General features: G+C 69.3%; 12 protein-coding genes. 5 read left to right on the top strand and 7 right to left on the bottom strand.

Going from position 1 to position 14941, the window contains the following annotated elements; translation table 11 throughout:
* Positions 1-6 precede the first annotated feature (6 nt).
* A complete protein-coding gene (gene secA2, locus G6N30_RS07185) occupies positions 7-2343 on the bottom strand; it encodes an accessory Sec system translocase SecA2 (protein ID WP_134060905.1) in 2337 nt (778 codons plus the stop codon).
* Positions 2344-2347: 4 nt separating this feature from the next.
* Complete coding sequence (locus G6N30_RS07180) at positions 2348-3199, bottom strand: GNAT family N-acetyltransferase (protein WP_134060906.1); 852 nt, start codon at positions 3197-3199, stop codon at positions 2348-2350.
* Positions 3200-3274: 75 nt separating this feature from the next.
* Here G6N30_RS07180 and G6N30_RS07175 point away from each other — a divergent pair, with 75 nt between their 5' ends.
* The 4 genes from G6N30_RS07175 to G6N30_RS07160 are packed head-to-tail and all read left to right on the top strand — an operon-like array spanning position 3275 to position 9461.
* Entirely contained in the window at positions 3275-4888 is a 1614-nt protein-coding gene (locus G6N30_RS07175) for an FAD-dependent monooxygenase (protein ID WP_134060907.1), read from the top strand.
* A gap of 7 nt (positions 4889-4895) precedes the next feature.
* Positions 4896-6776: an ABC transporter ATP-binding protein/permease gene (locus tag G6N30_RS07170; RefSeq protein WP_134060908.1), complete on the top strand. Its 1881-nt coding sequence runs from the start codon at positions 4896-4898 to the stop codon at positions 6774-6776.
* Between the two features lie 45 nt (positions 6777-6821).
* Positions 6822-8741 carry an ABC transporter ATP-binding protein/permease gene (locus tag G6N30_RS07165; RefSeq protein ID WP_134060909.1) on the top strand — a complete coding sequence of 640 codons (1920 nt, stop codon included), beginning with the start codon at positions 6822-6824 and terminating at the stop codon, positions 8739-8741.
* Positions 8742-8768: 27 nt separating this feature from the next.
* On the top strand, positions 8769-9461 hold the full coding sequence (locus tag G6N30_RS07160; RefSeq protein WP_134060910.1) for an alpha/beta fold hydrolase: 693 nt from the start codon (positions 8769-8771) through the stop codon (positions 9459-9461).
* A 13-nt stretch (positions 9462-9474) separates the two neighbouring features.
* Here G6N30_RS07160 and G6N30_RS07155 read toward each other — a convergent pair whose 3' ends face one another.
* The 3 genes from G6N30_RS07155 to G6N30_RS07145 are packed head-to-tail and all read right to left on the bottom strand — an operon-like array spanning position 9475 to position 12197.
* Positions 9475-10956: an FAD-binding protein gene (locus G6N30_RS07155; protein WP_134060911.1), complete on the bottom strand. Its 1482-nt coding sequence runs from the start codon at positions 10954-10956 to the stop codon at positions 9475-9477.
* Positions 10953-11450: a VOC family protein gene (locus tag G6N30_RS07150; RefSeq protein ID WP_134060912.1), complete on the bottom strand. Its 498-nt coding sequence runs from the start codon at positions 11448-11450 to the stop codon at positions 10953-10955. Before G6N30_RS07150 ends, G6N30_RS07155 begins: the two co-directional genes overlap by 4 nt.
* A 45-nt stretch (positions 11451-11495) precedes the next feature.
* The gene (locus G6N30_RS07145) at positions 11496-12197 is read right to left on the bottom strand and encodes a TetR/AcrR family transcriptional regulator (protein WP_166674632.1); all 702 of its coding nucleotides are present in this window, start codon (positions 12195-12197) and stop codon (positions 11496-11498) included.
* A gap of 101 nt (positions 12198-12298) precedes the next feature.
* On the opposite strand from G6N30_RS07145, the gene G6N30_RS07140 reads away from it, so the two are divergent.
* Positions 12299-12739, top strand: coding sequence for a nitroreductase/quinone reductase family protein (locus G6N30_RS07140; RefSeq protein ID WP_134060913.1), 441 nt, complete (start codon positions 12299-12301; stop codon positions 12737-12739).
* Between the two features lie 4 nt (positions 12740-12743).
* Here G6N30_RS07140 and G6N30_RS07135 read toward each other — a convergent pair whose 3' ends face one another.
* Both G6N30_RS07135 and G6N30_RS07130 read right to left on the bottom strand, forming a co-directional pair.
* Complete coding sequence (locus G6N30_RS07135; RefSeq protein ID WP_134060914.1) at positions 12744-13415, bottom strand: Rv1815 family serine proteinase; 672 nt, start codon at positions 13413-13415, stop codon at positions 12744-12746.
* 118 nt (positions 13416-13533) lie between these two features.
* Positions 13534-14940 carry an NAD(P)/FAD-dependent oxidoreductase gene (locus G6N30_RS07130; protein ID WP_134060915.1) on the bottom strand — a complete coding sequence of 469 codons (1407 nt, stop codon included), beginning with the start codon at positions 14938-14940 and terminating at the stop codon, positions 13534-13536.
* Position 14941 lies beyond the last annotated feature (1 nt).

Below are 14941 nucleotides of genomic sequence, written 5' to 3'. Positions count from 1 at the left end.
GTAAACCTAGCGGAACACCCCCGGCAGGCTCAGCGCTGCCATCGTGTCGTCGGCCAACGGGTTGTCGTGGACCATGTAGGTCCACGTGGACGTGGGCCGGGCGAGCTTGGACAGATCGACGCCCGGTTCGTCCTCGATGGACGGTGCGGTCTCGAACGTCTGCTGGGCCGCTTCGATCGCGTCGGCGGCCAGCGAGGCGAACGCGTCGACGGCCATCCGGTGGAATTCGTCGAGCGGGTTCTGCCGACCCAGCGCACGCAGATGAATGCTCTCGCGGATGTCGGCCAGGTAGGCCAGATGCTCGCACCAGCCGCGGTCGAGGTGGTACAGCATGATGCGCCGGCAGATCTCTTCCAGCCGCTCCTCGGACAGTTGCTCCGAGAGCTCCGCGTAACGCTTGGGCGAGAGCTCGGCGAGTTCTTCTCGGGCAGTGGGGGTGCGCAGCAAGGCATCTCGTCGTTCGACGATGATCGCGCGCTGCTGGGCGGTGAGCTGGTTGTAGCGCCAGGTGTTGGCGTGCACGTCGAGCAGGCGTCCCTCGGCCACGCGCTGGGCGTGGTCGAGCAGGGCCGCCGCCTTGTCGGTCAGCACGCGACCGTTCTCGTCGGCCTGCATCGGGCGCTTGTTCGGTTCGAGATGGGCCTGGACGAGTTCGTCGTCCCAGCTGGAGAAGAACACCGACGACCCCGGGTCGCCCTGACGGCCGGCGCGGCCCCGCAGCTGATTGTCCAGTCGCTGGGTGTTGTGCCTGCCGGTGCCGACGACGTGCAGACCGCCCAACTCGACCACTCGTTCATGTTCGGCGGCATGCTCGTCTACGTCGGATCCGCCGAGCCGGATGTCGGTGCCCCGCCCGGCCATCTGGGTGGACACCGTGACGGCCCCGAGCTTGCCCGCCTCGGCGATGACGCGGGCCTCCTCGGCGTCATTCTTGGCGTTGAGCACCACCGCCGGCACCCCACGCTTGATCAGCTTCTCGTGCAGCTCCTCGGACTCGGCGACGTCCTGGGTGCCGACCAGCACCGGTTGGCCGGTCCGGTGGACCTCTTCGATGTGTTCGATGATCGCGTCGATCTTGGCCGCCGCGGTCACGTACACCCGGTCCGATTCGTCCTCGCGGATGTTCGGCTTGTTCGGCTCGATCGGCGACACGCCCAGCTTGTAGAACTGCCGGAGCTGCTCGCCCGCGGCCAGCGCCGTACCGGTCATCCCGCACACGGTCGGGTACCGGTTGATCAGCGCCTGGACGGTGATGGTGTCGAGCACCTCACCGGTCTCGGTGGTGGCGATGCCCTCCTTCGCCTCGACCGCCGCCTGCAGGCCGTCGGGCCAGCGCTGCAGCTGGGCGATGCGGCCGCGGGAGGCGTTGATGAGGTGCACCGCGTCGTCGCGCACGATGTAGTGCACGTCGCGCTGCAGCAGCACATGGGCGTGCAGGGCGACGTTCACCTCGGTCAGCGTGGTGCCCACGTGTTCTTCGGAGTAGAGGTCGATACCGCCGAGCTTCGCCTCGAGTTTGCGGGCGCCCTCGTCGGTGAGGTGCACGTTGCGGCTGTCGGCGTCGGTGTCGTAATCGCGGCCGGGGGTCAGCTCGCCGACCATGCGGATCAGCTCGACGCGCGGGGTCTCGCGGTGGCTGGTGCCGGCCAGCACCAGCGGCACGAGGGCCTCGTCGACGAGGACCGAGTCGGCTTCGTCGATGAGCGCCACGTCCGGGTTGGGCGAGACGAGGTCCGCCACGTCGGTCACCAGCTGGTCGCGCAGGACGTCGAAGCCGATCTCGTTGACCGAGGCGTAGGTGACGTCGCAGGTATAGGCCTTGCGGCGTTCCTCGGCGGTCGATTCGCCGGTGATCCAGCCGACGCTCAGCCCCAGCGCCTCGATCAGCGGGCCCATCCATTCGGCGTCGCGGCGGGCGAGATAGTCGTTGATCGTGATGACGTGCACGCTGCGCCCGGCCAGCGCGTAGCCCGCGGCGGCGATCGCACCCGACAGCGTCTTGCCCTCCCCGGTGGCCATCTCCACGACGTCGCCGGCGAGCATGCGCAGCGCGCCGAGGAGCTGGACGTCGAACGGGCGAAGGGACGTGCTGCGCTCGGCGGCCTCCCGCGCGATGGCCAGGAACTGCGGGATGTCGGACGACTCGGAGAGATCGTCGAGGCGCAGCAGTTTGGCGGCCTTGCGCAGCTGCTCGTCGTCGAGATCGGCGGCTTTCTTCTCGAAGTCCGCCGCGGCTTGCACCTGTGCCAGCGACCGGCCCTGGTTCTTCTCGGTGGAGGCGCCGAGCAGTTTCCAGAACTTGCCGCTCAGGCGGCCGGGGGTGCGTGTAGTCGTCTTGGGCACACGTTTACGGTACGCGGAAGTCGACCGTGACCGAATCACCCACCGGCACGAATCCCAGCCTCTGGTAGACCCGGTTGCTCGTCGGGTTGTCGAGGTCGGCGAACAGCACCACCTGGGTGGCGCCCGCGGCCAGCGCCCACCGGCAGGCGGCCGCGGTGACCGCCGCCCCGTACCCGCGACCCCGCACCTCCGGCGCGGTGTACACCGGACCGATCCGGGAGACCCCGGCGGCCGGACGGCGCACCCCGGCCATGCTGACCGGCGCCCCCGCCGCGGTCCACAACAGGTAGGCGTTGCCGGCCTCGGCCGCGGCGGTCAGACTCGCCGCGGCCCTGGCCGGGTCCGGGACGTGACCGAACGCCTCGGCGGCGAACTCGCACTGGTACTTGACGAGCACCGGTTCGTCGGCTTTGCGCGCGACGCGGTGACCGCCGGGCACTCCGGAGGGCGCCGTGAGCGTCCCCAGCCGGTAGAGCCGTTCGGCGGAGGTCGGGGTCGGTACGGCGCCGGTCGCGTCGCACCACTGTCGCGCGAACGGTTCGGTGGCCCCGCGGGGACCGCGGGCCCCGGGCAGGGTCAGGCCCGCCGCGACCATGTCCCCGACCACCTCGCCGGTCGGCGCGGTGGACAGGCCGCCACAGAGCAACGGCAGGGGCGGCGTCCTGATCGCGGCGCCGAGCAGTTCCGCACCGGCTCCTGCGCCGTCCCACACGGTCATCAGCAGCGGGACCTCGTCGGAGGGCACACCTTCGCGCAGCAGCGTCAGTTCGACGGTGTGCACCAACGGCCGGCGCGCGTACCAGGGCACCGCCGACGACGCGAAGTCCTCGACGTCGGAATGGAAGCGCAACCGCATGCGCCCAGCATGCCGGGCGCGACGACAAAGATCTTGAAACCCCGCCGCGGCGGCGCCGCCACGACATACTTGGCTGTGCCCGGCACCGCGAACACCCAGGTCCTCATCGCCGGCGCGGGTCCCGTCGGGCTCACCGCGGCCATCGAACTCACCAGGCGGGGCGTGGACTGCCTCATCGTCGATCCGCTGACCGAACCGCCTCAGTATGCGAAAGCCGTTGGCGTGCAGCCTCGTACGCTCGAGGTGTTCGAGAACATGGGTGTGCTGCGAGCCGTCCTCGACGCCGCCATCGAGATGAACGGCCAGTGCGTCTACGTCAACGGTGCGCCGGTGTCGCGGATCGACCTTTCGCTGCCCGCCGACGTTCCGTTCCAGTTCATCTGCATCCCGCAGTACGAGACCGAACGCATTCTGCGCGAGGAGCTCGCGCTGCGCGGTGGGTCGGTACAGCGCGGCCGGCGCCTCACCGGATTCGTCCAGGACGACGACGTGGTGACGGCGACGGTCTCCACCGGCGCCGACGAACTCACCGTCCGGGCCCGGTATCTGATCGGCGCCGACGGCGCGCACAGCGTCGTCCGCAAGACGCTCGGGCTGACCTTCGAGGGCGGGGCGTTCGAGGAGCAGTACATGCTCGGCGACGTCGAGGTCGACTGGTCGCAACCGCGCGGCTACGCCATCCGGTCCATGCACCAGACCGACGGCGTGACCGACGATCTGCTGGTCTGCATCCCGCTGCCGGGGCGCAACCGCTACCGGATGTCGATGCTGGTGCCCGACGAACTGGCCACCGAATCGCGCGGCGCCGTCGCGCACGGCTTCGAGGCGGGCCGGGCACCGGAACTCCGTCACATCCAGGCGGTGCTCGACCGGTTGGCGCCCGAACCCACGACCGCACGCAATCTGCGCTGGTCATCGGTGTTCCGGATCAGCCATCGCATCGTCGACTCCTACGGCCGCGGCCGGGTGTTCGTCGCCGGCGACGCCGCCCACATTCATCCCCCGACCGGTGCGCAGGGGATGAACACCGGCATCCAGGACGCCCACAATCTGGCCTGGAAGCTGGCGCTCGCCGTCGCCGGGAACGCCGCGCCCAGGCTTCTCGACAGCTATGACGCCGAGCGGCGCCCGGTCGGCGAGGAGGTGGTCGGCCGCACCGTCCGCAGCGCCCGCCACGGTATCGGCGCCGGCTCCGACGACCCCGATCACGTCATGCGCCGGGAGGCACAGCTGTTGATCGCCTATGCGGATAGCCCGATCGTCTCGTCGGCGGGACCGGTGCCCGAACCGCTGCCGGGCGGGCGCGCTCCCGACGCGAACGGGCTGCACCGGGCGGCCGTGACGGGACCGCTGCGACTGTTCACGCTGTTGGGTCGCAACCACACTGCGCTGTTCTACGCCGACGGCGACGCCACCGCGGCCGAGGTGGCGCGGTTCGAGGCGGCCGCCGCGACCGCCGTCGGCATCGCACGCGGCGCGCTGGAGGTGTACCTGATCGCCGCGCCGACCGCCGACGTCGACGGCACGGTCCTGCCGCTGCTGCGCGACACCGACGGCGACTTCGCCCGCAGCTACTCGACGGCAGGTACCTCGGTGTTCGTCATCCGCCCCGACGGGTATCTGGGGTTCACCGCACACCGGCTCGACATCGCGGCGCTCGAAGGCTTCCTGCACGGCACCTTCGGCTGACCCCGCGATGTTCAGGCCGTCGATCGACTGGGGTGCCGAACTCCTGCACTCGACCGTGTGGGTGGCGTCGTGTTTCGCCATCACCGCACCGTGCCTGCTGCTCGTGCTGGCGGCGGTCGGCCGGTGGACCGAGTGGGGCCGGCAGTTCCGGCGCATCACCGGTGACTATTTCACCGGCAGAAGCAGCGTCGCGGTGTGGGCGGCGCTGGCAGCGCTGCTGCTGTCGTCGATCCTGCTGGTCCGGATCAGTGTGCTGCTCAGTTACTACGCCAACGACCTGTTCACCTCGCTGCAGGTCGCCTTCCAGGGCGGTCCGGCCGACGCCGCCCGCAGCGGCGAACAGGGCTTCTGGGCGACGATGCTGGTGTTCGCCGTGCTGGCGGCCTGCCTGGTGCTCCGGCTGCTGGTGGATCTCCACCTCACCCAGCGGTTCATCATGCGATGGCGGATCTGGTTGAGCCGCAGGCTGATCGACGATTGGCTCGACCACCACGCCTACCACCGTGGGCGGTTCTCCCGCCAACCCGTCGACAACCCGGATCAGCGCATCCAGCAGGACATCGACGTGTTCACCACAGGCGTCGGCCGACAGACCAACAACCCCGCCTACACCTCCGACCGCGTGCTGCTCTTCGGCGCCGTCCAGGCGGCGCTGTCGACGGGCGCGTTCAGCGTGATCCTCTGGCAGCTCTCGGGTCCGCTGACCCTGTTCGGCGTCACGCTGCCCCGGGCACTGTTCTGGATCGTCCTCGCCTATGTCGCGGTGGTGACCTACGTCGCGGTCGTCGTCGGCCGGCCACTGATCAGGCTCAGCTACCTCGACGAGGTACGCAACGCCGGATTCCGGTACGCCCTGGTGCGGCTGCGGGACGCGAGCGCGGCGGTGGGGATGTACCGCGGCGAACGCGCCGAGACCGCACAGCTCCACAGCAGGCTGACCGCGGTGATGGCCAACTACCGCAACTGGCTCAACCGCACGCTGCTGTTCATCGGCTGGAACGTGTCGATGAGCCAGGCGATCAATCCGCTGCCGTTCGTGGTGCAGGCGCAGCGGCTGTTCGCGGGCCAGATCTCCTTCGGCGGTGTCATGCAGTCGGCCACCGCGTTCGGCGTCATCCACGACTCGCTGTCGTTCTTCCGCAACGCCTACGACGAGTTCGCCGGGTACCGCGCCGCCACGATCCGGCTCGACGGGCTGGTCACCGAGAACGCCAGGGCCCGCACCTCAGGCGGCGTCACGACCGTCGCCACACAGGACGGGTCGGTGCGGATCGAGGACCTCGAGGTGCGAACGCCCGACGGCCGCCCCCTGATCCAGACCCTCGATCTGGCCCTGCCCGGGGGCGAGGCGCTGCTGATCCGCGGGCCGTCCGGGGTGGGTAAGACGGTGCTGTTGCAGAGTCTCGCCGGGCTGTGGCCGTTCGCTGCCGGCCGGGTCGAACTGCCGGACGACACCATGTTCGTCCCGCAGCTGCCCTACCTTCCGCTCGGCGATCTGCGCGCCGTCGCGTCCTATCCGCAGCGGGACGGCCAGGTCGGTGACCGTGCCATCCAACAGGCGTTGGTGGCCGTGGCACTGCCGCATCTGGTGATCCGGCTGGGCGAGGTGAGGGACTGGACGCAGACGCTGTCGCTCGGCGAGCAGCAGCGCATCGCGTTCGCGCGCATGCTGCTGGCGCGGCCGAGTGCGGTGGTCCTCGACGAATCGACCTCAGCCCTGGACGAGGGTCTCGAAGCGCTGCTCTACGGGCTGCTCCGCTCACGGTTGCCGCGGACCACGGTCGTCAGTGTGAGCCACCGCGACAGCGTCGCACCGTTCCACGGCCACGAGCTGAGGCTGCTCGGCGACGGGCGGTGGCAGCTGGGCCGACTCGCCGTCTCCGGTTGAGCGTCCCGCCCCGCCACCGCCAGCGTGTCGCGGTACCTTGCCCGAATGGAAATGTTCACCCCGACGCTCGACTGGGGCAGCGAGCTGTGGACGTCGCTGGCCTGGATCGCGAAGGCGTGGGTCGTCGCCGCCATCGCCACGTTGGTGATCCTCGCGCTGATCGTCCGGTTCACCACCTGGGGCAGGCAATTCTGGCGCGTCACCCGCGGCTACTTCGTCGGGCCGGAGAGCGTCGTGGTGTGGGCCTGGCTCGGGGTGCTGCTCCTGTCGGTCATGATCGGCGTGCGGCTGTCGGTGCTGTTCACCTACCAGGGCAGCGACATGCTCACCAGCTTCCAGGTCGTCGCGTCGGGCGTGGGAGCCGGCGACGAGGCGGTGAAGCAGTCCGGCGCGGACGGCTTCTGGATGTCGCTGGCGATCTTCGCCGTCCTCGCCGTCCTCAACGTCACGCAGATCATGCTGGATCTGTATCTGGCGCAGCGATTCATGCTGAGGTGGCGTACCTGGCTGACCGATCAACTCACCGGTGACTGGCTCGACGGCAAGGCCTACTACCGGGCCCGGTTCATCGACGACACGATCGACAACCCGGACCAGCGCATCCAGACCGACATCGACATCTTCACCGCCGGTGTGGGGTCACTGCCGAACACGCCCAACAACACCTCGACCGCCACCCTCGTCTTCGGCGCGATCTCGTCGATCACGTCGATGTACGCGTTCACGGCCATCCTGTGGAACCTCTCCGGCCCGATCACGCTGCCGTTCGTCGGAGTGGAACTACCCAAGGCGATGTTCTGGATCGGCATCGTCTACATCCTGCTGGCGACCGTGGTCGCGTTCTGGATCGGCCGGCCGATCATCGGGCTGTCGTTCAACAACGAGAAGTTCAACGCCGTGTTCCGGTACGCGCTGGTGCGCCTGCGCGACGCATCGGAGTCGGTGGCGTTCTATCGCGGCGAGATCGCCGAGCGCACCGGGCTGCGGCGCCGGTTCGCTCCGGTGGTGAGCAACTACAAGAAGTACGTCAACCGGATGGCCGGCTTCTACGGATGGAACCTGTCCATCACCCAGGGCCAGGAGCTCATCCCCTACCTCGTGCAGTTCCCCCGGTTCTACAACGGCGACATCACGCTCGGTGCGCTGAACCAGACCGCCAGCGCGTTCCGGGAGATCCTCACCGGCCTGTCCTTCTTCCGTAACGCTTACGACCAGTTCGCCGGCTACCGCGCGGCGATCATCCGTCTCCACGGCCTGGTGATCGCCAACGACGAGGCCCGGGCACTGCCGTCGGTCGACGTCGAGGGTTCGCGGGACGGCAGTGTCCAACTCGACGACATCGAGGTCCGCACCCCGGCGGGCAAGCAGCTGGTCCGACCGCTCGATCTCAACCTGGAGCCCGGTGACAGCCTGGTGATCACCGGACCGTCGGGCAGCGGGAAGACCACGCTGCTGCGCAGCCTCGGCCGGCTGTGGCCGTACGCGTCGGGCACGTTGAAGTACCCGGCCGACGAGAACGCCACGATGTTCCTGTCCCAGATGCCCTACGTCCCGCTGGGCGACCTGCGGGCGGTTGTGTCCTATCCGCTCAAGAGCGGCACGGTCACCGACGGCGAGCTGCGTGACGTCCTGAACAAGGTGGCCCTGCCGCATCTGGCCGACCGGCTCGACGAAGAGAAGGACTGGGCCAAGGTGCTGTCGCCGGGTGAGCAACAGCGGGTGGCGTTCGCGCGCGTGCTGCTCACCAAGCCGAAGGCGGTGTTCCTCGACGAGTCCACGTCGGCCCTCGACGAAGGCCTGGAGCTGACGCTCTACCGGCTGGTCCGCAGCGAACTGCCCGAGACGATCCTGGTGAGCGTCAGCCATCGCAGCACGGTCGAACAGCACCACACCCGCCAGCTCAAACTGCTCGGCGACGGGCAGTGGGAGGTCGGCACGGTCGCGGCGGGGACGCCTTCCGGGTAGACAGCACGTCGCGCGAGGGAGACCGGCGTGGGTACTCATGCGGGAACGCCGAACATCGTTCTGGTGCACGGAGCGTTCGTCGACGGATCCAGCTGGCGAGCGGTTCGCGACCTTCTCACAGCGGACGGCTACCACGTGGCCGTGGTGCAGAATCCGACCCTCTCGTTACGCGGCGACGTGGCGGCCACCCGGCTGATCATCGACGCACAGGAGGGGCCGGTCGTCCTCGTGGGGCATTCCTACGGCGGCGCGGTCATCACCGAAGCGGGCACCCACGACAAGGTCACGGCCCTGGTGTACATCGCGGCGTTCGCGCCCGACGCCGGCGAGTCGGTGAGATCACTGGGCGGGCACCCCGATGCGCCCGGATCACCGATCGTCCCGGCACCCGGCGGGTTCCTCTTCCAGGACCGGGCGAGATTCCACCACTCGTTCGGTGCGGATCTGTCGGCCGACGACGCCGCGTTCCTGGCCGATTCGCAGGTCCCGTGGTCGGTCGACGCCATGACGGGCACGGTCGACGAGGCTGCCTGGCGTCGCAAGCCGAGCTGGTACTTGATCGCCACCGACGACCGCATGATCCCGATGGGCGCGCAGCTCGCCATGGCGCAGCGGGCGGGCGCCACCACGGTCGAGGTGGCGGCCAGCCATGCCGTCTACCTGTCACAACCGGAGGCGGTCGCCGCCCTCATCCGGCAGGCCGCCGCATCACTGTCCTGACCGACGCCTCTGATCAACCGCGCTGCGCCGCATGCGTTCCCGCACGCCTGCCGAAGAACGAACCCTCACCCAGTTGGGTGCCGCTGGCATACCCCTTGCCGTCCTGGGCGATGTTCGACGCGCAGGCGCCCGCCGCGTACAGGCCGGGGATCGCCGAACCGTCCTCGCGCAGCACCTCGCCGTCGATGGACACCGTCAGCCCGCCCATGGTGAACCCCGAGTACATGGCGCGTCCCAGCGACAGGTCGAAGGCGGCCCACGGCCCCTTGTCCTGTGCCGCAAGGTATTCCGGCTGTTTGTGGAAGTCGGGGTCTTCACCGCGTGCCGCGTGCTCGTTGTACCGCTCGAGCGTGGCGGCCAGCTTGCCCTCCGGGATGCCCAGGGCCGTCTCCATCTCGGCGACGGTCTCCCAGCCGTCGATGAACTTGATCAACGGCATCTCGGGCATCTGCATGTGCGCCTCGTCGACGATCAGGTACGCCGTCTGATCCGGCTGCTCCAGAACGAAAGCGGACGTGCGCGAGTGGTAGGAGTCCTCGGCCACGAACCGCTGCCCGTCCTTGTTCACGATGACCCCGGTGAGCAGGATCTCCGGCGGGTACGCGGCGGCGGTGATGAACAGCTGATCCAGGTTCTTGGCGACTCCCCCGGCCGAGATCCCCATGCGGATACCGAGCCCGTCGTCGTTGGTGTTGCCGAGGATGTACGGCTCGACCTCACCGTGGTGCTTGGTCTTTCGCTTCTGTCCGAGCGCCGGGGTGTGCTCGGCGACCATCTCGGGGTTCATCGCAAACCCACCGGCGGCGATGACCACCGCGCCGGCCTTGACGGAACCGTTGTCGCCGAAGTGCTTCCACCGAACGCCGGCCACCCGATCGCCGTCCACGACGAGGTTCGTCACGCCGGTCTCGTAACGGATCTGGACACCGAGCTCGGCCGCCCGCTTCAGCAGCAGGTCGATCACCATCGCGGCACCGCCCAGCTCTCCGGGCACCGGCACCGAGTGCCCACGCGGTGCCGGCGCGGCCTGCTCGCAGAACGGCCACACCTTCTCGTTTCCGGTGTACGACAGACCCTCCGTCCCCGGCGGCACGACGACTTTGCCCGGATAGAACGTGCGCTCGAACTGGAACCCGAGGTTCTCGAGCCACTCGAAGTGCTCGACGCTGTCCTCGCAGTACGCCCGGATCTTGTCGTGTTCGGGTTCGCGCGACATCGCGACGAGGTACTTGTACATCTCCTCGGCGCTGTCCTCGAAACCAGTGGCCTGCTGGACCGCGGTGCCGCCCCCGAGATAGAAGTGGCCGCCGGCCATCGAGGTGGTGCCGCCCGCCGCGGCAGCCTTCTCCAGCACCAGTACCCGCGCCCCCGCTGCGGCCGCGCTCACCGCCGCGCAGCCGCCGGCGATGCCGAACCCGATCACCACCACGTCGACCTCATCCGACCACTCGGTGACCGAGCCGGCCTCGATGGTTTCGGGAATCTCGGTGCTCATGGCTGCTGCTCCTGTTTGACGTGATCGAAGAAGGTCCGGATATCGTCTGAGAGACAGGCGATCTCGATGTAGGGCACACCGGCGTCTTCGGCGGAGACGTACGCGAAGCGCATGCCGCCGGCCATCACACCGTCCGCGACGACGGTCGCGCCGTGGGATTCGGCGTCGCGCACCGCCGCGTCGAACGCGTCGGCGTCCACCACTTCCCGGCAGACGTGGTGCAGCCCGGGCCCGCACCGGTCGAGGAACTCGGCGTAGAGGCTCTCGCCCCGCACGGGCGTGATGATCTCGAGCTGAGTGTCACCGGCATAGCTCAACGAGACGTCGGCGACGAAGTCGGCGGGCCGGCCGCGGAAGCGGCAGGTGTCGGGCCCGAGGTGCACGCCCGGCATCCGCACCCATTTCCGGGCGCCGAGAAGCGCGGACAGCGCCCGCTCGGTGGCGTCCATGTCGGGGGTCACCCACGCGATCTGGACAGGTGTCTGGTTGACCATCGGTCCGAGAATATCGCCCGGCGCTCCGCCGCGCTAGAACGTGTTCTAGTTTCGCGCGTCGGCGGGGTTCACGGTCAGCAGGTCGACCAGGGCGCCGGCGTGCAGATCGAACACGGCGCGCGGATCGGAGAACGTATCCGATCCGTACTGGCCGAAGACCTCGAGGCTGATCGCCCCGATCAGCCCTGCCCACAGGGTGATCGTCTTCGCGACCGCGGCGTCCCCCGCGGCGAAGCCGAACTGCTCGCGCAGCTGACCGAAGTCGGTTGAAAGACCCTCGGGCACAACACCTTCGTCGTCCGACAGGTCGCCCGCGGCGATACCCGCCGCCACGGCGCGAAAGAACGATCCCACCATCCGGGTGCCCGGCCCGGTGGTGCGTTCGGCGGGTGCGCGATAGCCGGGCACCGGGCTGCCGTAGAGCAGCGCCCACCGCGCTGGCTGGGACACCGCCCACTCGCGCGCGGCGTGTGCCATTCGCACGATCCGCTCCCGCCACCCCGTGTCGTCCGCGGCGGCCGCCCGGTCGACCACATCGGCCAGTTCGGAATACGCGTCGACCAGCAGCAGTGTCAGCAGGTCGTCGCGACTGCTGACATAGCGGTACACCGCGGACGACACCACGCCGAGGTCGCGGGCGATCCCGCGCAGTGAGAGGCCGGCCGCCCCGTCGGTGATCAGGTGCCGCCGGCCCACCTCGACGATCTGCGCCTCCATCCGGGCCCGGCTGTCCTGGCGTACACCCATGGCGCCAGTCTCGCACAACAGAGATCACTGCTCTTGCATTCTCGACAGCGCGGGTGCAGGATGAAACGAGAGCACTGCTCACTCAACGAGAGGGGAACACCATGACCATCCGCTACGACCAACCGGCCGCGTCGGCCCGCGCCTTCAACGAGGTGATCCGCTGGCTCGCCGAGGCCGGCATCAGCATCGCGGGTTCGTGCGCACTGCGCGTCCGCGGCCGCAAGACCGGGGTTGTGCGCACCGTCGTCGTGAACCTGATGACGGTCGACGGCCGCCGCTACGTGGTCTCCCCGCGCGGCAACACCCAGTGGGCCCGCAACGCCCGGGCCGCGGCGGAGGTCGAGACGGGCCCGCGCTGGCGGCGCCGCACGGTGCGGATCGCGGAGGTGGCCGACGCCGACAAGACCGAGCTGCTGAGGCGCTACCTCGACCGCTGGTATTGGGAGGTCAAAGGGCACGTCGGCGGGCTGACCCCGCACTCGAGCGATGACGAGATCCGCGCGGTGGCGCCGTCGATCCCGGTGTTCGAACTCCTCGGCTGACCAGTCAGGCGCCGGCGGTGATAATGACGCCCTGGCCGGCCTGCTGGGTGGCGGCCTGCCACGACACCGCCGCCGGGAACTGGCCCCAGGTGCTGTTGAACATGCCGATGATCACCGCGCGGCCGTCGGGGGTGTTGGTGTAGACCGGCCCGCCCGAGTCGCCCTTCTTGCTCACCACACCGTTGGCCATGGTGAACCACCCGTTGTTGACCGCCTCGATGGTGCCGCAGCTCTCTCCGGTGACCACGCCGAAGTGACACACCGGCATCCCCTTGGTGGGGACCACCGAGGCGTCGGCGACCAGGGCGCGGCCGCTGGGCAGCAGATTGTTGGCCTGCGCCTCAGGCGCCAGCGCGATGGTCTGCCAGTCGGAGATCTGGTGGTTGATGTCGACGGTCATACCGTCGGGCGTGTTGTCCTGGAAGCCGGTCTGGACGCCGATGAAGCTGCCGGCCCGGTCGCTGACCGGACCGCTTCCCCGGCAGTGCCCGGCGGTGTAGGCGACCCGCTGTTGCAGGTCGACGAACCCCAGCGTGCACACGTTGGTGTCCTGACGGATCTCCATACCGGGGAAGACGAGCGCGCCCGGGTCGGCGTTCGCCGGCGCCAACGGCGCCAACAAGGCCGCCACCGGCGCCGCGACGGCGGCCAGCATGCTCAGCAGGTGTCGGCGCACGTCTGCTCCCTCCCGACGGCTACAGCAGGTGCGACCCCGATTCAGCGGCCGCTTGTGTCCTGTATCGGGGCCTCGAGCGTTCACGTTACGGAAGCATCACGACCGACGCAGAGGGCGGTTATGAATCGAACCCGAGCCCGAGCGCGTCGAGGGTGCGCAGGAGCGCGTTGCGCCGCCCCGCCGAATGGTCCGCACGGTCCAGCGACCAGCGCGTGGCGTTGATGCCGACGCTCGCCAGTGGCTCGGGCGGGAACGGCAGCGGCTTCTTGCGGACCATCTCCAGCCGGGTGCGCGGGGTGTCGGCGCCGTCGAGCAGGTCGAGGCACACGTCGGCGGCGAAACGTGCGGCGCCGACACCCAACCCGGTGAAGCCGTTGACGTAGGCGACGCGGCCCTCGCGGGCCAGGCCCCAGTGCGCGCAGAACCGCGTGTTGGTGTCGATCGCGCCCGCCCAGCGGTAGTCGAATCGAACATCGGTGAGCTGCGGGAACGTGAGGAAGAAGTGCGCGGCGAGCCGCCGGTAGGTCTGCGGGCGATCCTCGTAGCTCGCCTTGACCTTGCGGCCGAAGTGGTAGACGGCGTCGTAACCACCCCACACGATCCGGTTGTCGGCGCTCAGCCGGTAGTAGTGGAACTGGTTCGCACAGTCCCCGACGCCCTGCCGGTTACGCCACCTGATCCGCGCCAACTGTTCCTCGGTGAGCGGTTCGGTGGCCAGCACGTAGTCGTACACCGGCACCGTGCGCAGTCGGTTGCGCCGCAGCAGGCTGGGGAACACGTTGGTGGCCAACACCGCATGCCGTGCGGTCACGCGTCCGGCCGTGGTGTGCACACTCACGCTCCAGCCCTGGGTCTCCAGCGACGTGGCGGCGGTGTGCTCGTAGATCTGCACCCCGGCCTCGGTGCACGCGCGGGCCAGCTCCAGCGCCAGCTTCGCCGGATGCACGATGGCACAGGATTTCTCGGCGAACAGCCCGGCACGGTAGGTCGGCGACCGGACCTCGTCGCGGACGGCGGTCTGGTCGAGGAAGCGGCCCTCTCCCGCCGCGGCCGCGTCCTCGAGCCAGGACACCTGATGCGGTTCGGTGGCCACCGTCAGCATGCCGGTGCGCTGCCAGTCGACGTCCAGGCCCAACCGCTCGATGTCGGCCTGCATCCCGTCGAGGTTGTTCATACCGAGCCGTTCGAGCGACTCGATCTCGTTGGGCCAGCGGGTTTTTCCGTTCTCCAGGCCGTGGGTGAGGCTCGCCTCGACGAAACCGCCGTTGCGGCCCGACGCCGCCCAGCCGACGCGGTCGGACTCGACCACCACGATCTGACGGCCGGGCTGCCGCTCGGCGGCGTGCAGCGCCGTCCACAGCCCGGTGTACCCGGCGCCGACCACCACCAGGTCGGCGGTCACCGCGCCGGTCAGCGGCGCGTGGTGAGGCCGCGGCACATCCAGCCACATCGACTCCTGGACGCTGGGCGCGAGCGCCGACTCGATCAGCGTCGCGTCGACCGGAGCGTCGAATACCGTCTGCACA

Source organism: Mycolicibacterium litorale, assembly GCF_010731695.1.
GTDB classification, from domain to species: domain Bacteria; phylum Actinomycetota; class Actinomycetes; order Mycobacteriales; family Mycobacteriaceae; genus Mycobacterium; species Mycobacterium litorale.
Note: the sequence above shows the minus strand (reverse complement) of the source record. Positions and strands in the feature narration are given on the sequence as shown.